This is a genomic window from Flexivirga caeni (genome assembly GCF_003724155.1).
GTDB classification, from domain to species: domain Bacteria; phylum Actinomycetota; class Actinomycetes; order Actinomycetales; family Dermatophilaceae; genus Flexivirga; species Flexivirga caeni.
Genome location: NZ_RJJQ01000005.1, coordinates 1 through 15,212, shown reverse-complemented (window position 1 = coordinate 15,212; position 15,212 = coordinate 1). Strand labels below are relative to the sequence as shown.

The 15,212-nt window shown below is 68.7% G+C and carries 17 protein-coding genes; 4 read left to right on the top strand and 13 right to left on the bottom strand.

Translation table 11 applies throughout. The annotated features are described in order from the left end of the window. Positions 1-12 precede the first annotated feature (12 nt). Positions 13-963, bottom strand: a complete 951-nt coding sequence (locus EFY87_RS06905; protein ID WP_123270887.1) for a glycosyltransferase family 2 protein — start codon at positions 961-963, stop codon at positions 13-15. 94 nt (positions 964-1,057) lie between these two features. Here EFY87_RS06905 and EFY87_RS06900 point away from each other — a divergent pair, with 94 nt between their 5' ends. Further along, positions 1,058-2,269 (top strand): LCP family protein, encoded by a 1,212-nt coding sequence (locus EFY87_RS06900; protein WP_181445461.1) that lies wholly within the window; start codon positions 1,058-1,060, stop codon positions 2,267-2,269. Between the two features lie 174 nt (positions 2,270-2,443). Here the strand turns inward: EFY87_RS06900 and EFY87_RS06895 are convergent, their stop codons facing one another. From EFY87_RS06895 to EFY87_RS06875, 5 genes are all read right to left on the bottom strand, one after another. Further along, positions 2,444-2,740 (bottom strand): hypothetical protein, encoded by a 297-nt coding sequence (locus tag EFY87_RS06895; RefSeq protein WP_148043273.1) that lies wholly within the window; start codon positions 2,738-2,740, stop codon positions 2,444-2,446. A gap of 239 nt (positions 2,741-2,979) precedes the next feature. Further along, positions 2,980-3,384 (bottom strand): type II toxin-antitoxin system VapC family toxin, encoded by a 405-nt coding sequence (locus EFY87_RS06890; protein WP_123270743.1) that lies wholly within the window; start codon positions 3,382-3,384, stop codon positions 2,980-2,982. Beyond that, complete coding sequence (locus EFY87_RS06885) at positions 3,381-3,611, bottom strand: hypothetical protein (RefSeq protein WP_123270742.1); 231 nt, start codon at positions 3,609-3,611, stop codon at positions 3,381-3,383. The genes EFY87_RS06890 and EFY87_RS06885 overlap by 4 nt, the downstream gene beginning before the upstream one ends. A 107-nt stretch (positions 3,612-3,718) precedes the next feature. After that, complete coding sequence (locus EFY87_RS06880; RefSeq protein ID WP_123270741.1) at positions 3,719-4,888, bottom strand: acyl-CoA dehydrogenase family protein; 1,170 nt, start codon at positions 4,886-4,888, stop codon at positions 3,719-3,721. Between the two features lie 34 nt (positions 4,889-4,922). Next, the gene (locus tag EFY87_RS06875; RefSeq protein ID WP_123270740.1) at positions 4,923-5,933 is read right to left on the bottom strand and encodes an LLM class F420-dependent oxidoreductase; all 1,011 of its coding nucleotides are present in this window, start codon (positions 5,931-5,933) and stop codon (positions 4,923-4,925) included. 55 nt (positions 5,934-5,988) lie between these two features. Between EFY87_RS06875 and EFY87_RS06870 the strand changes: the two genes are divergently transcribed. Beyond that, positions 5,989-7,170: a nucleotide sugar dehydrogenase gene (locus EFY87_RS06870; protein WP_123270739.1), complete on the top strand. Its 1,182-nt coding sequence runs from the start codon at positions 5,989-5,991 to the stop codon at positions 7,168-7,170. On the opposite strand, the gene purE is transcribed toward EFY87_RS06870, so the two are convergent. Beyond that, positions 7,167-7,697: a 5-(carboxyamino)imidazole ribonucleotide mutase gene (gene purE / locus EFY87_RS06865; protein WP_123270738.1), complete on the bottom strand. Its 531-nt coding sequence runs from the start codon at positions 7,695-7,697 to the stop codon at positions 7,167-7,169. The genes EFY87_RS06870 and purE overlap by 4 nt on opposite strands. Continuing rightward, complete coding sequence (locus EFY87_RS06860; protein WP_123270737.1) at positions 7,694-8,869, bottom strand: 5-(carboxyamino)imidazole ribonucleotide synthase; 1,176 nt, start codon at positions 8,867-8,869, stop codon at positions 7,694-7,696. Before EFY87_RS06860 ends, purE begins: the two co-directional genes overlap by 4 nt. A gap of 60 nt (positions 8,870-8,929) precedes the next feature. Between EFY87_RS06860 and EFY87_RS06855 the strand changes: the two genes are divergently transcribed. After that, positions 8,930-9,448, top strand: a complete 519-nt coding sequence (locus EFY87_RS06855) for a GtrA family protein (protein WP_245988517.1) — start codon at positions 8,930-8,932, stop codon at positions 9,446-9,448. Positions 9,449-9,484: 36 nt separating this feature from the next. Here the strand turns inward: EFY87_RS06855 and EFY87_RS06850 are convergent, their stop codons facing one another. From EFY87_RS06850 to EFY87_RS20860, 3 genes are read right to left on the bottom strand one after another with little or no spacing between them, the layout of a single operon-like run. Beyond that, positions 9,485-10,471 carry a sensor histidine kinase gene (locus EFY87_RS06850; RefSeq protein ID WP_245988516.1) on the bottom strand — a complete coding sequence of 329 codons (987 nt, stop codon included), beginning with the start codon at positions 10,469-10,471 and terminating at the stop codon, positions 9,485-9,487. A 6-nt stretch (positions 10,472-10,477) separates the two neighbouring features. After that, positions 10,478-11,155, bottom strand: a complete 678-nt coding sequence (locus tag EFY87_RS06845; RefSeq protein WP_123270736.1) for a response regulator transcription factor — start codon at positions 11,153-11,155, stop codon at positions 10,478-10,480. Positions 11,156-11,165: 10 nt separating this feature from the next. Next, entirely contained in the window at positions 11,166-12,959 is a 1,794-nt protein-coding gene (locus EFY87_RS20860; protein WP_245988515.1) for a biotin--[acetyl-CoA-carboxylase] ligase, read from the bottom strand. A gap of 235 nt (positions 12,960-13,194) precedes the next feature. Here EFY87_RS20860 and EFY87_RS06835 point away from each other — a divergent pair, with 235 nt between their 5' ends. Further along, entirely contained in the window at positions 13,195-13,818 is a 624-nt protein-coding gene (locus tag EFY87_RS06835) for a TMEM165/GDT1 family protein (protein ID WP_123270883.1), read from the top strand. Between the two features lie 24 nt (positions 13,819-13,842). Here EFY87_RS06835 and EFY87_RS06830 read toward each other — a convergent pair whose 3' ends face one another. Together EFY87_RS06830 and EFY87_RS06825 are read right to left on the bottom strand one after the other, a co-directional pair. Then, positions 13,843-14,514, bottom strand: a complete 672-nt coding sequence (locus EFY87_RS06830) for a phosphotransferase family protein (RefSeq protein ID WP_245988514.1) — start codon at positions 14,512-14,514, stop codon at positions 13,843-13,845. A 150-nt stretch (positions 14,515-14,664) separates the two neighbouring features. Beyond that, a complete protein-coding gene (locus EFY87_RS06825) occupies positions 14,665-15,132 on the bottom strand; it encodes a hypothetical protein (RefSeq protein WP_123270734.1) in 468 nt (155 codons plus the stop codon). Between the last annotated feature and the right edge of the window lie 80 nt (positions 15,133-15,212).

Sequence of the window (15,212 nt, the reverse complement as noted above, 5' to 3'; positions counted from 1 at the left end):
CGAGAGCTCAGTTCAGTCGCTGGGCCCGTCCGCGATCCGGATCCGGCTGGTCAGGAAGCCGAATCCCCAGGTGAGGTGCATCGTGGCGAGCACTGCGGGCACCCGCAACCGCACGGCCGGCGGCGAGCCGGCGGAGATCGCGAGGCCGCCGATGGTGACCGCCCCTGCATACCCGGCGGGGATGACCCAGAGCGGCCGCCAGACGAAGCCGCCGACCGTGCCGACGGCGATCGCCGCGACGGCTGCGGGTGGAGCGAGGTAGCGCGCGCTGATCGAGCCCGGGTGCCGGCGCGCGACGACACGACGCCACTGGCCGTACTGCCGGTATTGCCGGGCCAGCGCACGCACCGATCCGCGCGGCCGGTAGGTCACGGTCAGGTCCGGCGTGAACCACACCAGCCCGCCCGCCGCGCAGATGCGGAAGTTCATCTCCCAGTCCTGTGCCCGGGTGAACCGGGCGTCATACCCACCCACCCGGTCCAGCCACGAGCGCCGGAAGACCCCGAGATAGACGGTCTCGGCCGGTCCGGCGGCGCCGCCCAGCTTGAACTTCGCGCCGCCGACCCCCAGTTTCGACTTCATCGCCACGGCGACCGCGCGCTCGAAGTCGGTGGTGCCCTCGGCGTCCATGATGCCGCCGACATTGGCGGCGCCGGTGTCCTCAAGCGTCCGCAGCGCGGTCGCGAGGTAGCCGTCGGACAGGATGCCGTGGCCGTCGACGCGGGCGATGACGTCGTATGACGAGGCCGCGATCGCAGCATTGAGCGCGTCAGGGGTGCGCCCGCTCGGGTTCCGGACGAGCCGCACGCGCGAGTCGGCGTGGTGGAGCGCTTCGGCGACGACGTCCGTGGCGTCGCTGGACGGGCCCAGCGCGAGCACCACCTCGATCGGGCAGGGCACGTCCTGCGCCAGGATCGCAGTCACCGACTCTGCCAGGTGCCGTTCCTCGTTGAGGATCGGCATGATCACCGAAATGCCGTCGGTCGGTTGCGAGTCGGGTGCTGGCACGCGTGGCAGGTTACACGGCGTCCTCAGTGCTGCGGGTTACCCTCGTGCGATGCCCGAGGACGACGAGCCGATCACGATCGACACCCGCAGGGGTGCCGGCGCGCCGCGCCGTGCCCCGCGCCGCCGCCCCGCGGAGGAGCCGCAGCAGATCCCGGTCCGCCCGGCATACGGCGGGGACTCCACCCGGGTGATGCCGGCCGGCCAACGGAGTTACCCGCAGGACCGCGGACCGGGAGGTCCCGGACCCCGCGGGCCACAGCCGGGCGCGCGCCCGATGCCCGCACGACCGCGGCGCCGGAAGCGGACCTGGCTGCGGGTGCTGGTGGTTCTCGTGGTGATCGTGGCCATCTGGGCCGGGCTGCTGGTCTGGGCCGGGCTGTCCGCCTGGGGCAAGGTAGCCAAGGTCGACGCGTTCCCGACGGGCAACCGTCCGTCGGCCGGCAAGGGCACGAACACCCTTCTCGTCGGCTCGGATTCACGCGCCGGTCTGACCTCGGCCGAGGGCCGAGCCCTCGGCACCGGCGGCAGCAACGTGTCCGCCGGCGCCCCGCATACCGACTCGATCATGATCTTGCACCAGGGCAGTGGAAAGCCCGTCCTGGTGAGTGTCCAGCGCGATACGTGGGTGTCGATCCCCGGGCACGGCCATGGCAAGATCAACTCGGCGTTCACCTATGGCGGGCCCAAGCTGCTGATCCAGACGGTCGAGCAGGCAACCGGGCTGCGGATCGACAACTACCTGGAGATCGGCTTCGGCGGGTTTGCCGGTGTCGTCAACGCCGTCGGCGGGGTGCGGATGTGCATTCCCAAGAACGTCAAGGATTCCTACGCGCACATCGACCTCAAGAAGGGCTGCCAGAACCTCAACGGTCACAACGCGCTCGGCTACGTGCGATCGCGGCACGCCTTCGCCCTGGGCGATCTCGCCCGCGCGGAGCACCAGCGGGAGTTCCTGGCGGCGCTGATGAAGAAGATCGCCTCGCCCTCCAACGTGCTGGTGCCGTGGCGGCTGAAGAGCATCGGCGACTCGGCAGCCCAGGGTCTCGCGGTCGACAAGGGTATGTCGCCCATTCGCGCGCTGAAGATCATGTGGACTCTCAAGGGCATCACCACCAACGGCGTCTCGGTGCAGGTGCCCGTCGCCAACCCCAACTACTTCGTCGACGGCCAGTCGACGGTGGAGTGGGACAAGACACGCGCCACCCAGCTCTTCGACGACCTGCGGAACGACCGGCCGGTCACCGCGCCCGCGGGCGACTGACGCTCCCACCTCTCTTCATCGAGAGGACCCACACCGCATCGAGGGGACCCGAAATCCGCACCGGATTTTGGGTCCTCTCGATCCGTTCGGGGTCCGCTCGATCCGCCCCCGCGGGCCGCCCCGGGCGTACGCAACCCTCGACGGTCGAGGTTTACGTCAGGATCCGGTGCCGGCTCAGCCGCCAGCCGGGTTCGCGGGTCTGCCGCTGGACCACGCCGTCGCTGTCGCGCCCTCCGCCCCGGCCGCCGCCATCACGGTGCCGAAGCAGTTCGGGCCGGACTTCTCGGCGAACGTGCCTGCCAGTTCGTGCGCCCCTGGGAGTATGGCGCCAGCCCCTTCCCAGGTCGCCTCGCTCACTTCCGCGTGGCGACTCGGATCGCGGTCGCGCTCGATGAACTCGGCGATCGGATCGAGGCGGCCATCGAGCGCCTCGGCCCACCACGGCCCGAATCCGCCACGGGGCCCGTGCACCCAAACCTCGTGTTCGCCACGCTGAGCGGAAACCAACTGACGCCCCAATGCCGTTGGTAGTCCGTCGAATTCACCCCGGGTGAGCCAGAGGCGCCGGAAGCGCGGCCCGCTGCGAGTCGCTCAACGCGTCGACAACGAACGGCAACTGCGCGGGCGCGAATCAGCCTGGCCACCGCTCTTGCGCCCACTCCGGAGTCGGTATGCCGCACACGAGTTCCGTCACGGCGCCCGACGTAAGCTCACCGCTGCCACGTCTCGATGGTCGCGTGATGTCCAGGAGCACCGGCAAACTTCCGATCGTCGGTCAGCAGTGGCAAGTCCAGTGCTTCGGCAAGGGCAACATAGAACGCGTCGTGTGCCGTGAAATGGTCACGCAACTTCAGCACTCTGGCCTGCAGCGGCAGCATCGGATGACGCACCAGCGGGAGGTCGGCGTAGTCCTCCAGGATGTCTGCTGCGCGGCTGGACGTGATCGCGTAACTCCTGCTGGACAGCAGCAGCCCGCGGAAAGCTGAGGTGACCTCGGCATCGACAAGCGCCGGCGCATGGAGCCGACGCTCGCGAGCGAACCGTGCGCGCAAACCCTGATCGGCGGCCCTGGCCTGCAGCAGCCGGACGACGATCGACGCGTCGACAACGGTCACCGTCGACCGTCAGCGATGTGCGCACGCACGTCGTTGCTGCCGACTTCGATCGGGGTACGCGCGGCGATGCGATCAACGACATCGACCATCGCCGGCCGAGACACCTCGTCGTGGATGAGCTCGCGCAAGTATTGCGACAGCGACACTCCACGCGCCGCCGCCCGCGTCCGCAACTCCGTGACGTCCTCGGTGGGCACATCGCGCACCTGCACGATTTCTCCGACCATACGTTTCACCATAGACCGGATTCATGCACAACGCATGCGCGGGCAGCGGGAGAGAACACCGCGCCGGCATACGCAGTCCGCCATCGCCCACGCCGCCCGGACAGCCGCTACTTGCGCTTGAGTAGCTGGCGCGCCATCACCAGCCGCTGGATCTGGTTGGTGCCCTCGTAGATCTGAGTGATCTTGGCGTCGCGCATCATCCGCTCGACCGGGTGGTCCTTGACATAGCCGGCACCGCCGAGCAGCTGCACGGCGTCAGTGGTGACCTCCATCGCGACGTCGGAGGCGAAACACTTCGCGGCCGCGCCGAAGAAGGACAGGTCGGCGTCGCCCCGCTCGGACTTGGCCGCTGCGACATACACCATCTGCCGTGCCGCCTCGAGCTTCATCGCCATGTCGGCGAGCATGAACTGCAGACCCTGGAACTCCGCGATCGCCTTGCCGAACTGCTTGCGTTCCTTGACGTAGCCGAGCGCGTAGTCGAGCGCACCCTGCGCGATGCCGACCGCCTGCGCACCGATGGTCACTCGGGTGTGGTCGAGCGTGCGCAGCGCGATCTTGAGCCCGTCGCCGCGCTCGCCGAACATCCGGTCACCCGGGATGCGGCAATGGTCGAAGTGCAGCTCACGCGTCGGCGAACCCTTGATGCCGAGCTTGCGCTCCTTCTCGCCGAACCCGAAACCCTCGTCGGACTTCTCGACGACGAAGGCGCTGATGTTGCGGCCGCGCTCGCCGTCCGGGTCGGTCACCGCGAGCACGGTGTAGAACTGCGACTCCCCCGCGTTGGTGATCCACGACTTCTGGCCGTTGAGCACGAAGTCGTCGCCGTCCTGGATGGCGCGGCACTTCATCGACGCAGTGTCCGAGCCGGCCTCTCGCTCGGACAAGCCGTAGGAGAACATCGCCTCGCCGCGGGCGACCGGCGGCAGGTAGGTGCGCTTGATGTCGTCGTTCGCCGCCAGGATCACCGGCATCGAGCCGAGCTTGTTGACCGCCGGGATCAGTGACGCCGATGCGTCGACCCGGGCGATCTCCTCGATTACGATGCAGGTCGCCAGCGCGTCGGCGCCGACCCCGTCATACTCCTCGGCGATGTGTGGTGCGTGGAAGTCGGACGCGACGAGTGCCTCCAGCGCGGCGCGCGGGAACTCGCTCTTCTCGTCCACTTCCGCCGCGTGCGGCGCGATCTTGTCCTCGGCCACAGCGCGCACTGCTTCGCGCAGCGCCTCGTGGTCCTCGGACGTCCTGAAAAGGTCGAATTCGCTGTCAGAACTCACGGCTGAAGCTCCTGCTCATCAGTTACGGTCTGGCTCACCGATCGATCTCCGGCATGATCTCACGCTCGAAGCGTTCGATCGTCGACCGGTCGTATGCCGCATCCGGGAAGTAGGTGATCGCGTAGGTCAGCCCGGCGTCCCGCATCGTGCGCAACCCCTCGGCCACCTGCTCGGCCGTGCCCACGGTCGCCTGTCCCCGCAGCGAACGCTCCACGTGCGTCTGAGCGTCGGCCTGCGTCATACCTCCGGCGATCATCCGGTCCGCCACCGCAGCCAGCTTGTCGTCCAGCTCCGCCTGGTTGTCCGCGATGATCACGTTGGTGTTGCCGGTGAGGGTGATCTCCTCGAAATCCCGCCCGACGTCCCGGCAGTGTCCGCGCAGGATCTCCGTCTTCGCCGCGAACTCCTCCGGGTTCCCGAAGTAGTTGGTGTAGTCGGCATACTGCGCGGCGATCTTCAAGGTGACCTTCGGGCCGCCGCCGGCGACCCAGAGCGGGATCCGGTTCGCCGGGCTGGTGGTCTGCAGCGGCTGCGGGTAGCAGAGCGCGCCGTCGACCTGGTAGTACTTCCCGTCCAGCGTCGCGGAGCCGGTCGTCCAGGCCTGCCGGAAGATCTCCACGCCTTCCCGCAACCGGCCCAATCGCTCGCCGGCAGAGGGGAATCCGTAACCATAGGCGCGCCATTCGTGCTCGTACCAGCCGCCGCCGATCCCCATCTCGATGCGGCCGCCGCTGATGTGGTCGATGGTCGCGGCAACCTTGGCGAGATAGGTCGGCTGGCGGTAGCTCATGCAGGTGCACATCTGCCCGAGGCGCACCCGCGAGGTGATGCCCGCGAACCCGGCCATCAGCGACCATGCCTCGTGGGTCGCCTCCTGGGACGGCTGCGGCGTGGTGTGGAAGTGGTCGTAGACCCAGACCGACTCCCAGGCAGGGGTTGCATCTGCATACCGCACCAGGTCGCTCATGACCGACCAGTGATCCGCCGGGTCGATGCCGACCAGGTCGTAGCGCCAGCCCTGCGGGATGAAGAGTCCGAACTTCATGTGATGTCAGCCTTCCGGCAGTGGGATTTTCCGGCCAGCCGGTAGCGTATGCCGCATGTCTTCGCGCACCAAGGTCGCCGTCGTCGGCACCGGTTATGTCGGCCTGTCCATGGCAGTCCTCTTCGGCTCGGTCGCCGACGTCGTCGCCTTCGACATCGACGCCGAACGGATCGCGCTGCTGCAGCAGGGGCGTAGCCCGATCACCGACGCCGAGATCGAGGCTCAGCTGGCGACCACGGACCTCTCGCTGCGCTTCACGCTCGACAAGCGCGAGGCGTATGACGAGGCGGACTTCGTCGTCATCGCCACCCCGACCAACTACGACCCGGAGACCAACTACTTCGACACCTCCACGGTCGAAGGCGTGATCGCGGACGTCGCAGCGATGAACCCGGCGGCGACCATGGTGATCAAGTCGACCATCCCGGTCGGCTTCACGGCGGATGTCAGCAAACGCCTCGGCACCAGCAACGTCATCTTTTCCCCCGAGTTCCTGCGCGAGGGCAGGGCACTGTGGGACAACCTGCACCCCTCGCGCATCGTCGTGGGCGAAGTGAGTGACCGCGCGCGGCGCTTCGCCGACCTGCTCGTCGAGGCCGCCGAGGATACCGATGTGCCGGTGCTGCTCACCGAGTCGACCGAAGCGGAGGCGATCAAGCTCTTCGCCAACACCTACCTGGCGATGCGCGTCGCCTACTTCAACGAACTCGACACCTTCGCCTCGCTGCACGGGCTCGACACCCGGCAGATCATCGAAGGCGTCGGCCTCGACCCGCGCATCGGAAGGCACTACAACAACCCGTCGTTCGGGTACGGCGGCTACTGCCTCCCCAAGGACACCAAGCAGCTGCTGGCCAACTACACCGACGTGCCGCAGACGCTCATCGGCGCGATCGTCTCCGCCAACACCACCCGCAAGGACTTCGTGGCGGCCGACATCGTGGCCCGCGAGCCGAAGGTCGTGGGCATTCACCGGCTGATCATGAAGTCCGGCTCCGACAACTTCCGGGCCAGCAGCGTGCAGGGCATCATGAAGCGCATCAAGGCCAAGGGCATCGAGGTGCTCGTCTACGAGCCCGAGCTGGACGAGGAGGAGTTCTTCGGCTCCCGCGTCACCCATGACCTCGACGAACTCAAGCGCGAATCCGACCTGATCGTCGCCAACCGGCGCACCGAAGATCTCGCGGACGTACCCGAAAAGGTATACACCCGAGACCTTTTCGGATCCGACAGCTAAGCCCCGGCCACCTCGGCGCGCAGCTTCGCGCCCTTGGCGTGCGCTTGGTCGCGCAGGTCGGTCTGGAAGTCGCGCATTGCCGCGCGCAGCCGCGCGCCCTCCTCGTCCGGCGCGGACGCCAGGACGCGGGCGGCGAGCAACCCGGCGTTGCGGGCGCCACCGATCGACACCGTGGCGACCGGCACTCCGGCGGGCATCTGCACGATCGACAGCAGCGAGTCCATGCCGTCCAGGTACTTCAGCGGCACCGGCACCCCGATCACCGGCAGCGTCGTCACCGACGCGAGCATGCCCGGCAGATGGGCCGCTCCTCCCGCTCCGGCGATGATCACCCGGATGCTGCGCGCGGCGGCCTGCTCGCCATACGCGATCATCTCGGCGGGCATGCGGTGTGCCGAGACCACGTCGGCCTCGTAGTCGATGCCGAACTCGTCGAGCGCCTCGGCTGCCGCGCGCATCACCGGCCAGTCCGAGTCGCTGCCCATCACGATGCCGACGGCGGGTGCGGCAGAAGCAGATTCGCTCATTCGGTCACGGTCCCTTCGAGGTAGTCGGCGGCGTGCCGCGCCCGCACCCGCAGCGCGTCCAGGTCGTCGCCGTAAACATTGACGTGGCCGATCTTGCGGCCGGGCCGCACACCCTTGCCGTAGAGGTGGACCTTCAGGCCGGGATCCCGTGCCAGCAGGTGCCGATAGGTGGGATAGAGCTCGTCATAGTCGCCGCCCAGCACATTCCCCATCACCGTCCACGGCGCGCGAGCCGACACCTCGCCGAGCGGCAGGTCGAGCACCGCGCGCAGGTGCTGTTCGAACTGCGAGGTGACCGACCCGTCGATCGTCCAGTGCCCGCTGTTGTGCGGCCGCATGGCCAGCTCGTTGACGACGTATGACGGTGCCGTCCCAGCCTTTCCGGCGATCTCGAAGATCTCCACCGCGAAGACGCCGGTGATGTCGAGCTCACCGGCGAGCAGCAGCGCGGTCTGCGAAATCTTTGCTGCGAGAACGGGATCCAGCTGCGGAGCCGGGGCGAGAACCTCGGTGCAGATGCCATTGGTCTGCACGGTCTGCACGGTCGGCCAGACCGCCGCCTGCCCGGACGGGCTGCGGGCTGCGAGCACGGCGAGTTCGCGGGTGAACGGCACGCACTCCTCGGCGAGCAGCACCTCCCCATGGGCCAGCCAGTCCGCAGCCTCCTGCACCGAGGAGACCACGCGGACCCCCTTGCCGTCATACCCGCCGCGTGGTGTCTTGAGCACCACCGGCCAGCCGTGCAGGTCGCCGAAGGCGGCGAGTTCCGCGGCGTCGTGGACCGGCACCCAGGCGGGACACGGCACGCCCAAATCGGTCAGCCGCTCCCGCATGGCGAGCTTGTCCTGGGCGAAGAGCAGCGCTTCCGGCTTCGGGTGGACCGGCACACCGGCGCCCACCAGCGCCTGCAGCACCTCGGCGGGCACGTGCTCGTGGTCGAAGGTCACCACGTCGCAGTCGCGAGCGAAGGCGAGCACCTGGCCGACGTCGAGATGCGAGCCGACCGGTGCCGACGGAACCACGAGAGCCGCTGCGGCGTCAGGAGATTCGGAAAGGACATGGAGAGTGAGCGCGAGATTGACCGCGGGCGGCTGGCACATGCGGGCGAGTTGCCCGCCACCGATGATGCCGACCACCGGGAAGCCGCCCGGAGCGCGCCTGGGGGATATCACGCGGATACCCTACCGAGGCCAGCCAGACAATCCCCGGGCCAGGACCGTAGGCTGCACAGCGTGATAGGGGTGAAGATCGTCGACCTGGTGCGCTCGCTGTGGCGTGAGCTGGCCAAGTTCGGGGTGGTCGGCGTCGTCAACATCGTCATCGACATGGGCCTCTACAACGTGCTCATCGACGGTCCGATGCAGGGCAAGATCACGGCGGCCAAGGTCGTCAGCGGCGCCGTCGCGACGGCGTTCGCCTGGGTCGGCAACCGCTACTGGACCTTCCGGCACCGGCGCAACCGGCCGGTGCATCACGAGATCCTGCTCTTCTTCGTCGTCAACGGCATCGCACTCGGCCTGTCCGCGATCTGGGTGGCGTTCGCGCACTACAGCCTCGGCCTGGAAGGCAAGCTGTGGCTCAACGTCAATGCGATCATCGGCATCGGCTGGGGCACGATCTTCCGCTTCTGGGCCTACAAGAAGTTCGTCTTCCGCAACGAGCCGGTGACCGACCGGCCGGCCGGCGAGGCGATCAGCGAGCCGCTGGAGCACGAACAGCGGCGCGACCGGCGCAGCGAGCAGTCGGTCTGACGAGCCGACCGCCATACGCTCGTATGGCGCCCGCCCTCACACGCCGGGCAGGTGCAGCGCGGACGGCGCGGCCTCGCCCTCCGAGAGGAACAGCGCGAAGACTGCAGGCTGCGCACTGCGCAACTCCAGCCGGCCGCCGTTGGCCCCCGCGAGGTCTCGCGCCAGCGCCAGACCGAGCCCGGTGCCGCCGGTGCTCACGCGGCGTTTGAAGATGTGCGGGGCGATGGCCGGGTCGACGCCTTTTCCCTGGTCACTGACCTCCACCACGACTGACGGCCCGTTGCGGCGGGCCATCACCTCGACCGTACCCGTGCCGTGCTGCAGGGTGTTCTCCAGCAGCGTCGCGAGGATCTGTGACAACCCGTTGCGGCTCGCGACGACCTGCAGCCCTCGCTCGCCGCTGACTTTCACGCTGCGGCGTGCGCCGGCGAAGGCCGGCTGCCACTCGCGCTGCAGCTCGGCGATCACCGAGTCCAGGGAGATGGTCGGCAACGGCCCGGACGGACTCTCGCGAGCGCGTTGCAGCAGCTTGTCGACCACCGTCGTCAGCCGCTCGACCTGCGCGATGCCGACCGTGGCCTCCTCGTGAATCTGCTCGATGTCGTCGCTCATCGAGATTTCGTCCAGCCGCATCAGCAGAGCGGTCAGTGGTGTCCGCAGCTGGTGGCTGGCGTCCGAGGCGAACTCACGCTCCGCGGCGAGGTTGGCCGTCAGCTCCGCCGCGCGCCCCTCGAAAACCTGTGATATCCGGTCGATCTCATCGATGCCGCTGCGCATCGGCTCGAAGATGACCGGACCGTCCTCAACCTGCTCGGCCCGGCGGGTCAGCTCCTCGATCGGACCGGCGGTCTGGTCCGCTTCCTTCCTGGTCATCCGCCATGCGAGGACCGCACCGAGTGCCGTGGCCAGTACCAGGACCCCACGCTGCCACCAGCCGGGCACGAGGATCAGCGCCGGAATCAGAACGAACAGGATCGCAGGCGCGGCGATCCGGGGGCCTGCCCGCAGGAGTCTGGCGCGCAATGGCGATCAGTCTCCGCCGGGCGGCTCGAAGCGGAAGCCGACGCCGCGCACGGTGGTGATGAAGCGCGGGCTGGTGGCGTCGTCGCCGAGCTTGCGGCGCAGCACGGACACATGCATATCGAGGGTCTTGGTCGAGCCAAGCCAGGCGGTATCCCAGATCTCGTGCATCAGCTGCTCGCGCGAGACGACCTTGCCCTGCTCCCGCACCAGGACCCGCAGCAGCTCGAATTCCTTTGCGGTCAACTGGAGTTCGTCTTCGCCGACGAAGGCACGCCTGGCCTCGGAGTCGAGCCGCACCAGCGGTGCGCTCTCGGTTTCCTCCGGCGGAGTGCGGCGCAGCAGGGCCCGCGCACGGGCGAGCAGTTCGGCGAGCCGGAACGGCTTAGTGACGTAGTCGTCGGCACCCGCGTCGAGTCCGACGACGGTGTCGACCTCGTCGGCGCGTGCGGTCAGGATCAGCACCGGCACGGAACTGCCGGTGCCGCGCAGTCTCCGGCATACCTCCAGCCCGTCGATCGACGGCAGGCCGAGGTCGAGAATGACCAGGTCGGGACCGCCCTGCGCACCATCGAGAGCGGCCAGCCCGTCTTCGCGAACGTCGACCGCGTAGCCCTCCCGACGCAGCGCACGCGCGAGCGGTTCGGAGATGGCGGGGTCGTCCTCGGCGAGGAGCACTCGTGTCATGGAGGCGATATTAGTTGGCGGCGCGCCGCGATAGCACCCACGAGGTGATCTGTCCGATACCGGCGAGGTGAATCGCCTCCCGGGCGACTGCGCGCACGTCGCTGCGGCCGGCGAGCGCAGTCGCCACCTCGGTGTCGGCCAGCACGGTGCCGGGGGCCGCGGCGCCGGTGAGCCGGGCGGCCCGGTTGACGGTGTTGCCGTAGACGTCGCCGAGCCGGGCCAGCACGCGTCCGGTCGCCAGCCCGACCCGCATCCGCGGGACCAGATCGTCGGCGGCCGCCTGGTCGAGCAGGTCGAAGGCGATCGCGACCGCCCCCTCGACCGTGGTGTGCGAGAAGAGCACCTCGTCACCGACGGTCTTGATGATCGCGCCGCCGTGGGCAGCGATCACGTCGGAAGCGAGCGCCTCGAAACGCTGCACCAGTGCTGCGAGTTCGCGCTCGGTGAGTTGCCGGACCAGCTGGGTGAAGTTGACCAGGTCGGCAAAACCGATCGTGCGGGTCACCCCGATGTGCGACTCCGGCTCGGAGTCGGCGATCAGTCGAGAGATCGCGACGGCGAGACTGCGGCGCCATACGTAATCGATCAGCGGGCTCAGGTCGTCCGCGACCTCGACGGCGCGTTCGGCGGCGATGCGCGCGGTGCGACTGTCCACACCGAGACTGTCGCTGTCGACGATCATGTCGGTGATGACCTGCAGCGACCACATGGCGAGCCGGTCGGTGGAGCGGCCCACCGCACGTGCCAGGCCGAGCACGGTCTCCTCGTCCAGCTCACCGTCGCGGACGCTGCGGTCCACCGCACGCATCGCCCGGACGTCGGCTTCGGTGAACACGACGTCCTCGTCGCGCGCGTTGACGAAACCGAGCGCCCGCCAGAGCCGACGGGTCTCGTCGGTGCTAACCCCGGCCTCACGGGCGACGTCCTCGCGCCGCAGCGTGCGCGGCCCGCCGAGGAGCCGCTGCTCCAGCGAGTCCACGAAGGCGGCGCGTTCCTGCGGATTGCTGTCTGGGGCGGACGGACGGTGGTCGCCGGGACGGATGTGTATGACGTCTCCGACGGCGTGCGGCACCGGACCCCCGGGCGTGTCGACGACGAGGCGGCCCATCGCGTCGATGTCCATGGCTTCGCCGATGACGGCATCGTCGCCGGACAGCTCGACCCGGACGTGCTGGCTGATCGTCACGCACGCGGCGCGGTAGAGATCGTCGAGTTCGGTGCTGTCCCAGTCCTGCTGCACGATCGCGAGTTCGCGGAGCACCCCGACCACGAGGTCCTCGCAGCGGACGTCGTGGCCGATGAGGCGCAGCGAGGTTGCGGCGTCGATGGGGAGTTCATCGAGCTCCTGGTGCACGTTGATGCCGATGCCGGCCACGACGGTCGGCGTCGCGCCGCCCGTCGCGTTGCACAGGATGCCGGCCAGCTTCGCCCAGGGCTGGCGCGCGTCCGGGCGGGCCAGCACGTCGTTCGGCCACTTCAGCCCGATCGACGCACCGGTGAGGTTGCGCACCGCGCGCCGCACGGCGACGCCGACGAGCAACGGCACCCAGCCCCACCGGGCGGGATCCTGGGGCAGCGGCAAGGTCGCGGAGAGCGCGATCGACCGGCCGGGCGGCACGACCCAGCTGCGGTCGAGCCGGCCCCGTCCCTGGGTCTGGTTGTCGGTGACCAGCGCGCGCCACGGACGGGCGTCGCGCATGAGTTCGTCGTTGGTCGACGCCACTTCGGGGGCCACGTCGACGTCCTGCCACGGGCTGTCGGCGAGCCGCTCGTTGATCTCGGCACGATCGAGGAAATGGCTCACCCCATCAAGGTTAGTGGTCAGCCCTGAGCCCATCGATGACCGTCCGGTAGTCTCGCCTGCGAACGGGAGTAGTCCCTCGACCGGATGTCGACATACTGGCGGCGCGCCGCCCGGTGTCCGGGGTCGCCATCGGTGACCGGACGAGACGTTCGAACCATGCCAGCTACCCGCTGCCGGTTCGACGTGCTCGTCCTTTTTCGGATGCGCCGGGCCGGCCAGACGATCAGGAACTCCCGTGTTCGACCTCGGCATCATCGCCACCGTCTTCGTGCTCGCCTTCGTAGCCGAACTGCCCGACAAGAGCGCCGTCGCCGGGCTGGTGCTCGGCACCCGTTTCCCGTGGCCGTGGGTGTTCACCGGCATCGCGGCGGCCTTCCTCACGCATGTGGTGATCGCCGTGTGCGCCGGGGAGTTGCTGCACCTGTTGCCGGGCCGGCTGCTGGAGGCGCTCGTCGCCATACTCTTCCTGCTCGGTGCGTGGCTCATCTGGCGGGAGGGAGCGCACCCGGAGGACGTCGATGCTGCAGGCGAGGCCGAGGCGGAGTCGGGTGGTGCGGCGTCGGGCCGGTTCGACGGCGCCGGGTTCGTCAAGGTCGCCTCGCTCGGGTATGGCGTGATCTTTGTCGCCGAGTGGGGCGACCTGACGCAGATCCTGACCGCGAATCTCGCGGCGAAATATCACGATCCGGTGTCCGTCGGCATCGGTGCCACGCTGGGCTTGTGGGCCGTGGGCCTGCTCGCCATCCTGGGTGGGCGGACGTTGCTGCGCTGGCTGCCGATCACCTGGATCACCCGGGTCGCCGCCGCCGTCATGGTGGGGCTCGGTGCGCTGAGTGCCGTGTCGGCTGCGCGGGGGTGAGGGGCGGGGTGGATCGCGGCGAGATCACCCGCGCAGTGAGGCCGTCCAGGCGTCGAACCGCTCGCGTAGCACAGCCGAGGTGAGTTCGGTGCGACCGATGCCGCAATAGTTGACGTCCCACGATTCGACGCTTGGGCCGGCCTGGGTGGCCGCCCGCACGTCCCATGCGTGGATGTCATCGACGGCGTGGCCGGACCGCTCCTCGTAGGTCCGCAAGAAGAGGTCGGCCGCGTCGCGTGACCCGAGCAAGACCAGGTCTTGTCGGCACCAGGCGACGTCGACGCCGCGGGGCGCCAGGCGCGCACCACTGCAGTCGACGAGGCCGACCAGCCGATCGCCATCCCACAGCGCGTTGCCGCACCAGAAGTCGAAGTGCGTGAGCACGCGTTCGCCGGCCGCGTCGGTGTGCGGTTCCGTCCGCAATCCGGTCCCGTCGAGACGGTGGACCTTTGCGAGAGCGTCGGCCATCTGCACCGCGATTGTCTCGGGCGGCAGGTCCGGGTCGGGGTGGTGCCCGCCGAGCGCTGTGGTGACGATGACCGGTATGCCGTCGTCGCGCCCGTGTGCCACCTGACGCGGGACCAGCTCGCCCAGTGGATACAGTCGTTCGAGGACCTCGAGCTCGTGCGCCACGGCGAGCGACGAGCGCGGAAACGCCCGGATGACATAGGAATCCGCACCGTCGGTGGTGAGCACGGCGACGGCGTCCTACCCGCCTGTGAGCACGCGCAGCAACCGCAGCTTCCTCCCGAGCAATCGCGAGCCCGCAGCGACAGTCTCGGCATGGCTAAATCGGAGCACTTCGTCACCTTGCCACGCTGCGCGCATCGCCCGGGCGTTCCGTCGTTAGAAGGGTGGTGGGGGTTCGGGGTACTCGACGCGGGCTCCGTAGCAGCGGCCGTACTGGATCTTGCCGCGGATCAGCCGCCGGTCCGGTTGCTGTTCTTCGATGACCTCGGTCAGCACCCGCATGTCGTCGATGTCGGTGAACACGGTCCGGTGCAGGTCCGGTTCGCGCAGCAGCGCGAGGCGGATGCCGAATCCCTGCTCAATCTCACTCACCTGGGGCGGGTGGTGATTTTCTGGGCGGTGGTGATCGGACGGGGTCGTGGTCACCCGCCGGGTCAGGGTTCGCCAGGTGATCGACGCATCCTCATGCTGCGCACTGGTCCAGAACCGGCCTGTTTTCGCTTGGTGATGCCCCCGGTGCGCGGCGTGCAGGTTCTGCGGGTGCGTCCCACCAGCCGCCGGGGTTTGCGCGCCGGGGGTGTATGCGGTGTCGTGGTCCAGGTCCGCCTCGGCGGAATTTGTCAAGATGTTTGGGGCCAGCGGTTCTTAAGCAGCTGGTTGTTGGTCCTCCTGTTCTTCCTCGGGTGGTTTGTTGATCCAGGCGT